The organism is Subsaximicrobium wynnwilliamsii, assembly GCF_007997225.1.
Classification (GTDB): Bacteria; Bacteroidota; Bacteroidia; order Flavobacteriales; family Flavobacteriaceae; genus Psychroserpens; species Psychroserpens wynnwilliamsii.
Genome location: NZ_VORM01000018.1, coordinates 1 through 14,493, shown reverse-complemented (window position 1 = coordinate 14,493; position 14,493 = coordinate 1). Strand labels below are relative to the sequence as shown.

Genomic DNA, 14,493 nt, shown 5'->3' with positions numbered 1-14,493 from the left:
TAATTTAAAATTAAGTTACCCCAAAGATGGCAAAAAAGGCGTTACCTACATTATTTAATCGTGGTACTTCTTAAATACTCGTCAAAATCATTATTATTCGTTAAACTATTGGAAATTATAGATGTACAGAAGTGAATTTGCTTGAAAGTACCGTGAATAAAGACGCCTCCGACGAAATGCACAATAAACTAACCTGGCGGTATAAAGGGCTGATTGACATTGTTTTAAACAAAATTTGGAGGTTCAGGTTTAATTTGGTCTCATTTAATGGGATGCCACCGCCAAGACTTTCTGCTAATTTAACGAAGGTCTTTTCACAAGTCATTAACACACTTGAAGAATCAATTACTGTTGTTTGATCGCTTTTTTCAAAATCACTTGCCCATTGGAGAGGGTCGCTTTCGCAAAATAGGTGGATTGGCTTAGGTTGGACAGTTCGAATATTTCAGACGAATTGTTGGCTTTCAGATTATACAAACGTCTTCCCAAAAGGTCTAGGATCTCTATGTTTTTTATATTCAAATTTTTGTCTACTGAAAATCTGACACGTCCATCCTTAAGTTCCATGATAAGTAAGCCTTCCGCAGAAATCTCATTTTGGTAGGTTGATAGGGCTGCAGGGTTAAAAACGATTTCAAAGCGATCATTGAAAACTCCGGCTTCCGAAGTAAAGCTATAGGGCTGATTAGTTAAATTATGGGTAAAGCCCAATAGTTCGTCTCTTAAGTAAATGGTTTGTGCATTGCTTTCAAATAAACCGTCTACCGCGCCAATGGCAATGGTGTAATTTTCAGGTGCGTTGACCTTTATACCCAATTGAATAATATCGTTCTCGTCAAAGGCTAAGGCGCGTCCTTGAATAATATAGGACTCGTCATTGATGAGCGAATAAATACCTTCAGTAGCGGCATCAAAACTTATTGGAGCATCAAACATGCGGTCTCTAGGCATTGTAGCCCCTTCAATATATCCCACAAGTATCCTATTCGTTGAGGTTGTGGGTGATATTAAATCCAGCCAAATCCTGTGTTTTTCTTGAGATGACATCTGATTTTGGGAGGTCCTAAAAAACTCGTTATTGACATAGGCTTTATCTCGCATGTTGTTTCTGAAAATGACATTGGTAGTGTCCGGAAGTTGGCCATCAACCATGTTGACCATAAATCCTTGTCCTGCTGCTATAAAACCTGAAAAACTATCAGGACCATCAGAACTTCCCGAACTATTATAGTAGAAATAATCAGATTGATTGTAGTTTAAGCTGAAGTTTTGATAAAAGGGGCTTATGGAGCTATTTGGTGGTAGGCCATGTTTCCATAAATTGACATAGCCGTCAACCGTTAGATTTTGGCTTAGAAAATCCATAATAGAAATAGCCGAAGGATACGGATTTCCCAGAAGATTCCAATTGTCATCGGTATCAGCATCACTAATCGTATTGTCTCCTCGGAATATGTCAATGCTAATCTCGCCATTATTGGGAACGCTTGACCCAGCCCCAACATCATAAAAAGTGGTCGTGAAATTCAAAGATCCAGCTGGGCTAGGGTCTGCTTGACCATTTGGAGCTCTCACAATATAACCCTTACCGGGCAGCATGGTTTCGCCTATGGCTTGAATCCAATTGCCCTGTGTATTGTTTGCATTTGTTGCCGTGGCATCCCATTTGTAGATGTGAGTTGTAGGGCTTATGTTGCTCACATTATAACCATTGATAGGTGCAGACCAGTATACATAATCTAGATTTTTTATGGAAGCTTTTCTAATCATGGAAATTTTTCCGATATTGGTTTTAGTGTCGTTGATTTGAATCAAGCTGCCAGAGTTTTCAATATTAAAACTGGCCGTATTATCAACAATAACACGTTCATCAACCGTGATGGCTTCATCGGTTTTAACCAACAAGCTGCCAGATTTGACCATTAAATCCTCTCCTACTAAAATATCGGTTGGATGTCCCAAGGTCTTTGTGCCGGTGCCTGAGATGCTTATATTTTTATATTCGGGACTAAAGCTAGTTATGTTTTGATCTGTTCCTGTATACTCAATAGTTGAAAAATCTTCCAGAGTAACCGTTGGACTGTTGGTGTTTCTAATGGCAGTATTCACTGCACCACTAAAACCAGCGGTGTTCTTTAATTTGAATGTCGCACCATCCTTAACGGTAAACGTACCTCCATTTTTCAAGAGAATACCAGTGACGTTCGAATTATTAGAAACATTAGTGCCACTTATAACGATGTTGGCATACTGGATAGGCGATAGGCCCAGCCTCACAATGCCGGCTCCAGTGGTGTTCGCATATTCAATCGTGGAATTTATGTCTAATGAATAAACACCGGCAGTGTCTGGTTTCTCTCCTCCGCCATCAGTGACATAACGGCTGCTATCATTCATGGTAAATGAAGGGTTATTGCCAAGTCCCAAAGAGTTGTTTCTAACATCTACAATGGCATTGTTGGAAATTGTAATGTTATTGGAGACTTTGGTCGCTGTACTCAAACCTTTATAATTTAAAATGGGAAAAGGTGGTGGCCCATAATCATTTGTGCCACTAAATTTTAGATTAAAATAGTGTGGAGTGCCACTGAGTATTTGTGTGGCATTGCTTCCATCTAAATTGACAATGCCACCGGAGAGCTCATAATTAGCATAGCCGCCAATGCCGGGAAGCCCTGCAGTGCTGCCTAAGCGAGGCAGAAAATCTGTTAATGGAGAAGCCGTAATGGTACTGATGCGATATTCGCCATTGGTCATGACCAATCGTCCGCTACCGTAAAAATCGCCAGTAGAGCTTCCTACAACGCTGCCTCTTTGAATTTCCAGCTTACCTCCATTTAAGTCTAATGTTGTAGCATCTGAAATGCCTACATCATTGCTAAGAATCAATGTGTTGCTGTTGTTTGAAAGGTTAACAAACACCAATTTTTCCGATGACCCCGGAAGTAAGGCATTACCCGTCACTTGATTTTCCTTGCCTATGTAATGGAAGGTTGCGGTTTGGTTGAAAGTTTTATTGCTTGCACTCAACTGCACATTTCCTGCAGTGCTTAAAGAAGAAATACCTTGAGAGTGCGTGATTTTCAAAATGCCTCCTTCTTCTAATTCGAAAAGATTAGAGCCACTAGGAGACGTAGGCTGCGTTACCAATAATGGGGTAATTCCGTCAAGCCCAAAGCCGAAATTTAATGTGCCTCCGCTTTCCACTTTGATTAAGGAGCTTCGATTTAAACGCAAATTGTTTTCAGTCAATAACACCTTTGCACCATTTTTAATATAAAAGGGAATTCCTTTTTCTGAACTTGAATTGCCGACTATGCTTTTTATATTTACGGATTGAACCGTATTGCCAACAAAATTAAATTCTACATCATCTCTTGGGGTAATGTTATCTATTTCAGCATCAGTAATCAACAAATCGCCTTTTAAGTTAATTATATGCATCCCACCATTGGCAATAGAGTAAATAGTTGTATTCATTCTTAGTTGAGTGTTCGAAGTGACATTGCTACCATTAACTAATATGTTGCCATCTACGTTAACAGTGCAACTTCCTGCTGCCGAGTTTCCTCCCCTCAAGGCAAAATCACCGGCACAATCTAACTCGATATTTCCATTGATATTTAAAACCAAGTCTGCATTTCCAGTAGCCATCACGATTCTTCGTGCAGATCCTATTCCAGATCTCAAAATCAAGTCGCCTCCAATACCGGCAACAACATCATTATTTTGAATAAATTGAAATTTTTCATTTCCGCGAGTACTCACAAATTCAAAGTTGTTATGACAAAGGTTTTTGTCATTAGCGTTTGGGCCCAATACACTTTCCCAGTCCTCAGCAGGGGAAGCTCCCGTTACAGAATTAGTGTAATCTACATAGACATTTCCAAAGGCTGCGGTATAGCCATTGTACGTATTAAGGGTTACCTCTCCGTTGAACAAATAGGCATTGGGATTAAAGTCCGTGATGTAAAGTTCTGATAAGGGATGGAAATTCTCCGTTCCATTCCATAAGGAAGTTGTTAGGTTAGAATTGCCTCTATCATCAAAATACACCATACCACCATCAAACACCTCAATTGTTCCTGAGCTTGCGATACTTAACGATTCCCTAATGTCTAATGTGCCACCTTCATAAATAAACACCTGTTGAGCAGTGCTATTGTGTATGTTGATAAACGTGCCACCGTCTAAAATGTAGAGTTTTACGCTGCTACCAAATGCCCCTGAAGTTGTAATGGTATGTCCGTTTCTAATATAAAGTCTATTCACGCTAGCATAGGATGGTGCCGTTGAAGAGGACCAAGTGCCTCCGGTAAACCTTTCCCAAATGGTGTTGCTGTTCCAATTTCCTGATCCAGTGGTTCTATAGTCGCCATTGGAAGTGGGTAAATCTGTGATATTGAACGATGATGAGGTTGCGGTCCAATCTAATGTCCCAGAGCGCACCGCAGTCAATTGTCTATTGTTTTCTGCAACCGAATGTACAATGGTGTTAAACGACGCAACACCATTAATTGCTGTGGCAGACAATGGCGAACTTGTCATAGTGCCGGTTGAGCCAATTTGGATGGTGGTTGTATAATCTAAATCCCGGTGGGCATACATATCGATTCCCTCAATGAGAACTGCCGGCGTCATGGTGGCGTTTGTATCGGTATCACTAGGTTGTTGTACAAAACTCAATCGATCAGCGGTTACATTCAATCGGTTTTGACTGTTGTTTCCTGTGCTACTTTGTGCGCCACCAGCATCTGCTGCTACAAATGAAGAACCAGTTGGGTCTGCAGTGGCGGAGGTGATTTTAAAAATCAGCTTCGTTCGATCCACAACTTGCGTTTCGTCAAATGAAGCGCGAATGTGCAGTATTCTTCCGCTAAGATTATCATCTGGGGCAGTGACTGCAGCCCCACTCATTCCAGAAAACACCAATGCATTAGCGACTTTAGTCGCGGTTGCCAATACGGTGCCGCCAGTTGTGGTAAGCAGCGCGGTTTTTATCATGGCCAATTGATTGGTGTTTGATACATCTTCAACCGTTAAGCTTAGATTGGTCAAGGTGGTGTCAAAGCCATCCGCATCGGGCCCATCCAGAATTCTGATTTTCATAGGGATGAATTTCCCAACAGAAGTTGCTGAGCCATCGATAAAGTTGATGTATTCAGGATTGCTATTAAATTCTGGAGCAGTACTGCCATAATTTGTGTTGTCTATAATGGTGGAAAGGTTGCTGTTTGTTCCATTACCCGATATCGTAAAGGTGTAAGTTCCTTCATCTGAGTCGTCACTCGTTACCGTTATCGTTGCAGTACTCAAGCCAATGGCATTGGGATCGAAGGTCACGGTAAAAGTAGCCGAACTTGAGGGAGAAATACTTCCTGACGTGGCGCCAGAGACCATAAATTCTGAAGCATTTGAGCTGGTCACGCTTGTGATATCTAAATTGGCGGTCCCGGTGTTATTTATAGTAAATATGTTGTCTTGCGTACCGCCTGCTAAAGCTACATTACCAAAATAGGTAGCATCACTGGAATCTGGACTGCTGTCGCCATTGACGATTTCGTTGCCATTGCCTTGGATTGCTATTTCGGGTTCGGGAGTTGGAGTTCCACAGAAAATGCTAACATCATCAATATAAATCGACCTATTATGGGCTGATCTGAAGAATCTTAATTGTACATTAATCAAGCTCGTTAGGCTGCTTAGGTCAACTGTAAAGATTGTATATACCTCAGAGGTTGCTGTGTGTTCGATTATATCAGTCCAATCAGTACCGCTCCAATATTGTATTTTAACACTATTTGTTCCGGTTGGATTGCTACTTAACCGTGCATAATAAACTAAAGATGATGGATTGTCAATACTTAGCATTTGAATCCAATCACCTAAATCATTCATACCAGCTTTTTGATTGCCAGAACGGGCATCACCGGTATTGTAATATGAGCCATTATTTGTCCAGCCAGTAGGTTCTCCAGACTCAAAGCTTTCTTCTCCCAGACAAGGTCCAACATAAACATTAAACGTCGCACTTATGGTACGGGGAGCTGTAACATTTATAAAGTTATAAATGCTTACTGCACCTAAAGAAGCACCATCAACCAAAACGTCATCTATGGCGTAACCACTGGCCGCCGTAATGGTATAACTTTGATTGGCACCACAGGAAACACTCGTAATGCCACTAGGAGTGATGCTACCATTGGGGCCTGAAGTAGCTGTAATGTTGTAATCATAACTGTTGTAAACTGCGGTTAAGGTATGATTAGCGCTAATGTTTGTAAATGTGTACGGATTGGCAGTACTGCTTGTTGCAGCATCTATGATCCAATTTGAAAAGGCATGACAGGCATCGGGAGTAGCTGTAAAACTTTGGTCAGCACCGGCAGCATAACTCGCGGTATCTGGGCTAATATTGCCCCCAGTGGCTTGAGTCACCGTGATGGTTGGACCAGTTGAAGTTGCTTTTGTGATTTCAACATCATCCATAGTCATGTTTGACGATCCCTTTGTAAAAGTCCATTTTACATATCGTGAGTTAGAATTGAGATTGTATGGGCCTTTGATCGTACAACTTGATGGAAGGTTAGAAGTCCCAGCTAAATTAATGACTGTGGTGTAAGATATTCCGTTAGTGGATTCTTCTACAAGGAGCTCCGATGTTGAAGTCAAATTATTAGATTTAACAACGAATTTTAATTCGTTTGGAGTATCTTCAAAATAAACAATTTTTACATCACCAGTTGTATCAAATTTAGCCCCATTGTTTGTTGAGCAAGCAAATGAAGATGTATAAGAATCTAAAGGACTATCTGTCCATCCAATCGGAGTCGAATTCCAGGTGGTTCTAACCAATGGCAAAGTTACCTGCCCAAACCCAGACAAAACAAAACACAAAAAGCAGACTAATACAAGCGTGTATTTTTTTTTCATGGAGGGATGAATTAATTAGCTGGCGAACAAGGCTTATAAATGTAGGTAAAATTACTTAATTGTCAGAAAGCGAGACAGATAGACTTATTAACAAAATGTTATATTTTTGTAATGTGAACACACAAAAATCTTACACCGTCGATGAAGCGCAAAAGCGCATGGAACATTACTGCGCTTACCAAGAGCGTTGCCATAAGGAAGTGAACCAAAAACTTTACGACATGCGTATGATTCCGGAAGCACGGGACCAAATCATTGTGCATTTGTTAGACCATAATTTCTTGAATGAGGAACGCTTTGCCCAGGCTTTTGCGCGTGGCAAATTCCGAATCAAAAAATGGGGCAAACAACGTATTCAAATTGAATTGAAACGGAAGGACATTAGTAAAATCATCATCAAAACTGCCTTAAAAGAGATTAGCGATGCCGATTATTACAGCACTTTTGATGCGCTCGCTGAAAAAAAAGTGCATACGATCATGGAATCGAATCCCTATAAAAAGAAGAAAAAGCTGGCCGACTATCTCTTGTACCGCGGCTGGGAAAGTCATTTGGTCTATGATAAGGTCAATGAGCTGGTGCGTTAGGGTTTGAGGATGAGATTTCAGGTAGTAGGTGGTTGAAATTATACCTTTTGGATTCTGGATTTTAGACTCATCTAGCTTAAGTTTGAATTTTTTTTGGGCGTTACCCTGAAAAAGGGTCGGGCTTTCTGTTGCAATCTTTTTTCTCGTGCCTCGAAAAAAGGATTTTCACGACAATCCCTAACGCAAAAAGAATAGCAAAGACGCCTAAGATCAAACCAAAGACAAAATACTTAAGGCCGCGCACGCCATATTGACGATGGAGGATTGAACACAATCCAAACCTCTTCAAAATAAAAAAACAGTACCATCCCAGAGAATAGTACTGTTTCGTAAATAAGATTCTTGGAGATCTAACTGCGCATTAGAAAGTTTCAACCCAGTCTAATTTTTAGAGTCTAGAAGTGATGATTTAGCGGCAGGGTCTAGATTCTTTTTATTCACAAGTTAAAAGATGCGCCAATATTCAAGGTAAATTGGTTGTGGATGTAATTGGCTGGGTCTAGTTTGTTCTCATCGTATTTTGCCAATGGAAAGTTTGCTTCTGTGAAAATCCCGAAGCCTTCCGTAAAGAAATAACGGGCGCCAACGTGACCTCCAAAATTCTTTAAGCTCAAACTCAAACCTGGATAGAAATCAAAATTCTCGTCAATGTTGATCACGTTACCCAAATTGGCGTTGAAACGGGCTTTTAGGTCAAATCTGTCGCCAAAGTCGGCATCCAGAAAATCACTGACTCCCAAGGCATAACTGGAGGAGAACCCTACTGAAATATTCTGTCCCAAACCATAATCGTAGCTAATATTCACGCCTGTGGCCTCATCTTGGATGTTGGCAGCGACTTGAAATTTTTGATCCCCTTGGCCTTTAAAGGCTTGGGCATTTACAAAGCTTATGGAAATAATGGCGATTAAGGCAAGTGTTATCTTTTTCATCTTTGGTTTGTTTTAAGTGGCAAATATAAGTGTTTTACTACTTTTTTTACTAATTACAGCAATTGTTTATTGGTTCGGGCAATGGCTTTCTCGTTTTTCCAATCAATCCAGTCTTGACCTTTGAGACGTCGCATGAGATTGTCAAAATTACGCAATACAAAAACGTTATAAAACGCCTTGCCTAAGGTTTTGGGATGTCTGGCAACGGCACGCAAGCTCATTGAAAATCCTGGGGTCAAGTACTTCATGTAATGCCAATAGCCTTCGGGCATGTAAAGCACTTCACCGTGATGCAATTCACATTCCCAGCCTTCGGCGTTTTTGAGCGCTGGCCATTTCTCAAAATCTGGTTGGGAAAAATCGATGTCTTCCCTTGTAATCAATGAATGCGGAACTTTATACAAATGCTTAGACTGATCCTGGTCAAAAAGAATGATTTGTTTTTGGCCTTCAAAATGGAAATGGAAAATGTTTGCCAAATCGATGTCGTAATGCATGAAGGTATGCGAATTCTTTCCGCCGAAAAACAGCATGGGCAAACTCTTCATCAAGCGCAATCCGAAGTCAGGATAGGAATAGTCCTTTTGAAGCTCGGGGATTTCCTTGAGCACATTCCATAGAAAGATGCGGTATTTAGTGGGTTCTCGTTTGAGCAAATCCACATACTCGCTCATTTTCATGGTAGCATGGGCTTGGTTGAAGCCATCTTTATAATCTACAGGCCGATCGTCGTAAAGTGGGACGGTCTTGTCTCCAGCGATGTCCTTCATATAGTCCAAGCTCCATTTGTTTAAAGCTGGCCAATCTTCAATAAAATGCTCGATAACCACAGGCTTCTGTGGCTTAAAGTAGTGCTTTATAAAATCCTCTTTTGAAATGTTTGTAACGCGAGGGATGTCTTGAAGTTGCAAGTTCAACAGGAAAAAATTTAATAGGCAAAGTTAAGAAAACGTTACCAACTGTAATTAATAGAGTGTTAAAATTTAAGTGCAGATGGCAGCTGCTCGGGTTTATGAAATTCCGAAGAAAAAGGAATATCATTGATCTTTCTTGACCTTGAATTTATTGGAATTGGAACGAATTAGCAAATAAGGGATGCCAATCGCCAAGGCAATAAAGAAGGTATACAATTTGATGCTTTCGTCTTCCATAAGCGCTGAACAGAATATGCCCAGAAGCATAATCAAAGCCATCCCGAACATCCCATTTCTAAAAACAGTTGCAATGCCTTCAATGTCATAATTGGCTTGTTGCGCTTTCGTCATGGTATTGTAGCCAGCAATCAAAAAGTGCATTTTGCCATACTTGATGACAATGCCTAAAATGATGAAGAAGATGGGTACGAATAGCATTGGATTGTTGTTCAATTCTAAGTTAAACTTGAAATGTGCCAATGATTATTGGGTGTTTCAGACCTTTCAGGTTTTCAAAACCTGAAAGGTCTCGACTTCAGCTAAGCAAATTCAAAACAGTCAATTTCTCACTTCAACACCTTCCCTTTTTGCTTCGCTTCTTCATTGCGCTCAATCTTGTGCTCAGGTCTGGTCCATTTTGGTTTTTCGCCCAAGGCTTGGTATTGAGATGCTGAAGCTTCCACACTTTCAGGCTGCATTTTTTTGATGAAGGGTTTTTGCGGATTCAGTCCCAACATCTTAAAGAGTTCCATGTCCTCACTCACATCTGGGTTTGGCGTGGTCAATAACTTATCACCGGCAAAGATGGAATTGGCGCCAGCAAAAAAGCACATGGCTTGGCCTTCACGAGACATTTCGGTACGTCCTGCGCTAAGTCTTACTTGCGTTTCTGGCATTACAATACGCGCTGTGGCGACCATGCGAATCATTTCCCAAATCGAAATCGGTTTTTGCTCTTCTAAAGGCGTGCCTTCAACAGCAACCAAAGCATTTATGGGCACCGATTCTGGTTGCGGGTTCAAAGTGGATAAGGCCACCAACATGCCAGCGCGGTCCTCAATGTTTTCGCCCATGCCAATAATACCACCAGAACAAACGGTCACATTGGTTTTACGCACGTTGCCAATCGTATCCAAACGGTCTTGATACCCGCGGGTAGAAATGACTTTCTTGTAATATTCTTCGGAAGAATCCAGATTATGGTTGTAGGCGTAGAGACCCGCTTCCGCTAAACGATGGGCTTGATTTTCAGTTATCATGCCGAGGGTGCAACAGACTTCCATTTCCAGTTTGTTAATGGTGCGTACCATTTCCAAAACTTGGTCAAATTCTGCTCCGTCCTTGACATTTCGCCAAGCGGCACCCATACACACACGGGAACTTCCAGAAGATTTTGCGCGCAATGCTTGTGCTTTGACTTGTTGAACCGTCATAAGATCATTGCCTTCAACATTGGTGTGGTAACGTGCGGCTTGCGGACAGTAGCCACAATCCTCAGGGCAACCACCGGTTTTTATAGATAGGAGTGTAGAAACCTGAACCGTATTTGGGTCATGATGCTCCCGATGTATGCTAGCAGCTTGATACAACAACTCCATCAAGGGCGTGTTGTAAATCTCTAAAATCTCGTCTTTGGTCCAGTTGTGTTTTGTCTCGCTCATAAAATTTCATGTCTTATGAGCCAAAAATAACTATAACCATTCAGAATTTTGTTCTGATCTGCCAAATATTAATATTTAAGAATGAAGAAATTTAACTTTCTCAAGAATGGATCGGTTATTTTAAGAGCGCATTTATTAGTATTTTCATTGATAATCTATACCGCGGTTAGCAAAAAAAAGCTGTATTGAGACCTCGAATAACGATTAAGCTGTTTTAAAGCTGAATTTGAAAAGCTAATTGCCACTGTATCTCTTTATAGAAGGTTTGATTCTGAACAGCTAAGAAAATAGTAAAATAAAATGTTAAATTAAGTTGTTTTTTTTTGTAGGTTTGATTTTTGTTTCAAATTAATTCTTATGTATTCTAAGAAGCAATTTCTAGAGCCAAGAATCGATTTCAATTAGACTCATAAAGAGTGATTTATAATAATATTAACCTAAAACCAAACTGAAAATGATTAAAAAATCAATGAAAATGATGACCATAGTATTTGCGTCATCAATGCTATTGACTTCGTGCTATTCTTACACAAGTGTTGTAGGAGAAGGGGCTCAAGGAAATAACCAAGTAACTGAATGGAACCACTATGTTATTTATGGTCTGGCACCTGTTGGTGTTTCTGATTCAAAACAAATGGCTGATGGAGCAGAAAATTACACCGTGTATACAAGACAATCTTTTGTTAATGGATTAGTTACTGCAATAACTTTCGGGATTTATTCTCCTAGTGTAACGACAGTTACTAAATAAAGTGTATGAAGAAGTTGTCTCTACAGTCAACTTCTTCTATTTTTTAGCTTATGAAAAAAATTTTATTCTACATATCAGTACTTCTTTCTATATTTCTATTGCTAAATATTTTGAAAATTTTATTTGTTGACTTGAGTCGGTTGACAGAATATGGTTTTGGATATCTAGTCGGCAAAATTATCTTACTCTTGGCTTTTCTAACAATAGCAACGCTCACGCGAAAATCTGTAGTTAGTTCAAAGCGTTAACTGCGGTTAGACCCACCACAAACAACGACACTATAAAAACGGACTTCCCTTTTAAGTAGGTTTGCTTGACTTTCAATGGGCTGTTTTTGTTTGGTTGTTTCTAATTGGAATTGGTCAAAACAAAAAAAATCCGCCTCACGACGGATTCTCTTTTCATAGCTTTTATTCTGCTTCTTTTTGCTTCGGAAGGTTTGGCGCTTGAGTTTCAGCTTTATCCTTACCTTTCAAATATTCCGGTAAATCCATACCGGCCATATTGAACATTTCCTGCAGCGGTGGTACCGATTTATACATTCCTGATAAAAAATTGGCGGTTGAGGATTTTCCATTTTCCCCATTGTTTCCGCTATCCCAAACGGTCACTTTATCGATCTTGATGTTTTTGATAGCTTCCGCTTGCAATCTTACCAATTCTGGTAATTTATCAGCGATGAGCAATAGTACTGCATCTTTGCTGTTATTGCCGGCAGCTTTAACGATTTCCTGTAAACCTTGGGCTTGTTTGGTCAAGACCTCGAATTGGCCTTGAGCTTCCGCCTGTGCTTTGAATAAAATCGCATCGGCCTCACCTTTGGCTCTTCTTCTAATGCGTTCTGCTTCCGCTTCAGCATCGATCTCTACTTTGCGCTTATCAATTTCCGCAGGAATAATGATATCTGCCATTTGAGAGGAGCGTTCACGTTCTGCTCTTGCTGTTTCTGCTTCTTGCTCAGCAGCATAAGATTCTTGCAGGGCTTTTGCACTTTGAACTTTTTCTGAAGCTATGGCGACACGTCCTGCTTCGGCTTCGCGTTGACGACGCAAAGAATCGGAATTGGCGACCGCGATTTTCGCAGTGTTTTCGCCTTCAACAGCTTGTGCGTTTGCAGCGGCAACTTGTGACCTTTGGTCTTGCACAGCATTGGCCTCACCAATACTACCATCCCTGTTTTTCTCTGCAACCGATTTACGAGCGGCGTTGATCGCGTGCGCTGCGGCCTCTTTACCAAGCGCTTCGATATAGCCAGACTCGTCAACAATATCGGTAATGTTAACGTTGATGAGCTTAAGGCCTACTTTTTTCAGCTCAGTCTCAACACTTTTGGAAATATTGGTCAAAAACTTATCACGGTCATTGTTGATTTCCTCAATATCCATGGAAGCGACGACCAAACGCAATTGGCCAAAAATAATTTCTTTTGCCAAATCCTGCACATCTTGTGCTCCCAAGCCCAATAAACGTTCTGCTGCATTTTGCATCACACCGGGTTCTGTAGAGACGCCAATGGTAAAACGGGAGGGCACATTAACACGAATATTTTGTTTTGATAGCGCATTAACAAGATTAACCTCGATAGAAATTGGGGTTAAATTTAAAAATTGGTAATCTTGAAATACAGGGACGATGAAAGCTGCACCACCATGGATGCATTTCGCCGATTGACCGCCACCCACTTTACCATAGACCACCAAAATACGGTCTGAAGGGCAGCGCTTGTAACGTCTAATAAGAATGATAAAAAATACAAATACAAAGAGTATCGCGACAATAACCGCGATGGGCAGGCCTAAATCAAAGCCCTGAGCTTGGAGGTAATTCATAAGTTTCTGGTTTAATTGGTTCTATTGGTTTTTTGGTTTGTTCTACGATGAGGATGCCATTATTGGTCACATCCACGACTTTGATGATGCTGCCCGATTTAAGTTCCATCAACGAATCAGACAAGGCCTCAAGCTCCCGGAACGATCCTTGCACATTTACGGTTACCTTGCCCATCTTAGTGCGGTTGGGGCCAACAGTCAAATAGACTTCGCCAATGGTATTGATGGCATTTCTATAATTTAAAGTACCGCTGTTGGTCAATTTGCCCATGGCATAAAACATGCCTGCCATGATGGCCATCATGAGCAGTCCGCAGCCAAAGGCCGCAATCACACTCAAAGGTTTGGAGAGTCCAGCATTGTAGAAGCCGATACCCGTCCATCCAAAAATGGTAAAAAAACCGATGAGGTTTTTAAAGCTGATGAATTGAAAACCAATCCCAACATCGGCATCAATTTCAGCATCCAGACTATCGAAATCTTCACTGGAATCCATGCCCATTACGGTTGAAATTATGATGAAGAAAAACACCACAGAGCCAACTAAAGCAATGATCCAAAAGAATTGTGAGAAGCCGTCAAGTGCAGAAAACCATTCCATAGGGATTTGGGATTTAGGGATTAATGCTTAAAGATAAGCAGATTTTTGTTATGCTCACTTATTAATTCTTTCAACATTATTGACCGTTAAAGAAATCTACGAGGTGGTTTTAATTCGATTTTTTTAGGCTATTTGCGGTTTTTTAGACTGTGAGTCCTCCTGTTTTCGTCGCTGGGACACCCAAGTTAGAAATCGAATAATTTCGCTAAATTTTGTTGCTGCTCGGAGTTGATTATGGTGGTGTAAGTTATTTCCTTGGTAACAGGGTGTTTTACTTTTACGGCA

General features: G+C 40.7%; 9 protein-coding genes. 2 read left to right on the top strand and 7 right to left on the bottom strand.

The window, feature by feature from the left end:
- Window positions 1-345: 345 nt before the first annotated feature.
- Window positions 346-6,672, bottom strand: a complete 6,327-nt coding sequence (locus ESY88_RS14350; RefSeq protein ID WP_189702609.1) for a choice-of-anchor D domain-containing protein — start codon at window positions 6,670-6,672, stop codon at window positions 346-348.
- 374 nt (window positions 6,673-7,046) lie between these two features.
- Here ESY88_RS14350 and ESY88_RS14345 point away from each other — a divergent pair, with 374 nt between their 5' ends.
- A complete protein-coding gene (locus tag ESY88_RS14345) occupies window positions 7,047-7,520 on the top strand; it encodes a regulatory protein RecX (protein ID WP_147087446.1) in 474 nt (157 codons plus the stop codon).
- A gap of 437 nt (window positions 7,521-7,957) precedes the next feature.
- On the opposite strand, the gene ESY88_RS14340 is transcribed toward ESY88_RS14345, so the two are convergent.
- From ESY88_RS14340 to bioB, 4 genes are all read right to left on the bottom strand, one after another.
- Window positions 7,958-8,452 carry a DUF6646 family protein gene (locus tag ESY88_RS14340; RefSeq protein ID WP_147087445.1) on the bottom strand — a complete coding sequence of 165 codons (495 nt, stop codon included), beginning with the start codon at window positions 8,450-8,452 and terminating at the stop codon, window positions 7,958-7,960.
- Between the two features lie 53 nt (window positions 8,453-8,505).
- Complete coding sequence (locus tag ESY88_RS14335) at window positions 8,506-9,369, bottom strand: cupin-like domain-containing protein (protein ID WP_147087444.1); 864 nt, start codon at window positions 9,367-9,369, stop codon at window positions 8,506-8,508.
- 120 nt (window positions 9,370-9,489) lie between these two features.
- Complete coding sequence (locus ESY88_RS14330) at window positions 9,490-9,846, bottom strand: DUF3784 domain-containing protein (protein ID WP_223270835.1); 357 nt, start codon at window positions 9,844-9,846, stop codon at window positions 9,490-9,492.
- A gap of 86 nt (window positions 9,847-9,932) precedes the next feature.
- Window positions 9,933-11,027 carry a biotin synthase BioB gene (gene bioB, locus ESY88_RS14325; RefSeq protein ID WP_147087442.1) on the bottom strand — a complete coding sequence of 365 codons (1,095 nt, stop codon included), beginning with the start codon at window positions 11,025-11,027 and terminating at the stop codon, window positions 9,933-9,935.
- A gap of 454 nt (window positions 11,028-11,481) precedes the next feature.
- Between bioB and ESY88_RS14320 the strand changes: the two genes are divergently transcribed.
- A complete protein-coding gene (locus ESY88_RS14320) occupies window positions 11,482-11,778 on the top strand; it encodes a Bor family protein (RefSeq protein ID WP_223270834.1) in 297 nt (98 codons plus the stop codon).
- A gap of 410 nt (window positions 11,779-12,188) precedes the next feature.
- Here ESY88_RS14320 and ESY88_RS14315 read toward each other — a convergent pair whose 3' ends face one another.
- On the bottom strand, window positions 12,189-13,607 hold the full coding sequence (locus tag ESY88_RS14315) for a flotillin family protein (RefSeq protein WP_147087441.1): 1,419 nt from the start codon (window positions 13,605-13,607) through the stop codon (window positions 12,189-12,191).
- Window positions 13,579-14,208, bottom strand: a complete 630-nt coding sequence (locus ESY88_RS14310) for a hypothetical protein (protein WP_147087440.1) — start codon at window positions 14,206-14,208, stop codon at window positions 13,579-13,581. Before ESY88_RS14310 ends, ESY88_RS14315 begins: the two co-directional genes overlap by 29 nt.
- Between the last annotated feature and the right edge of the window lie 285 nt (window positions 14,209-14,493).

Excerpts from the sequence above, each read along its gene's own strand:
- bioB (WP_147087442.1), bottom strand. The coding sequence starts at position 11,027 with ATGAGCGAGACAAAACACAACTGGACCAAAGACGAGATTTTAGAGATT.
- ESY88_RS14340 (WP_147087445.1), bottom strand. The coding sequence starts at position 8,452 with ATGAAAAAGATAACACTTGCCTTAATCGCCATTATTTCCATAAGCTTT.
- ESY88_RS14310 (WP_147087440.1), bottom strand. The coding sequence starts at position 14,208 with ATGGAATGGTTTTCTGCACTTGACGGCTTCTCACAATTCTTTTGGATC.
- ESY88_RS14320 (WP_223270834.1), top strand. The coding sequence starts at position 11,482 with ATGATTAAAAAATCAATGAAAATGATGACCATAGTATTTGCGTCATCA.
- ESY88_RS14315 (WP_147087441.1), bottom strand. The coding sequence starts at position 13,607 with ATGAATTACCTCCAAGCTCAGGGCTTTGATTTAGGCCTGCCCATCGCG.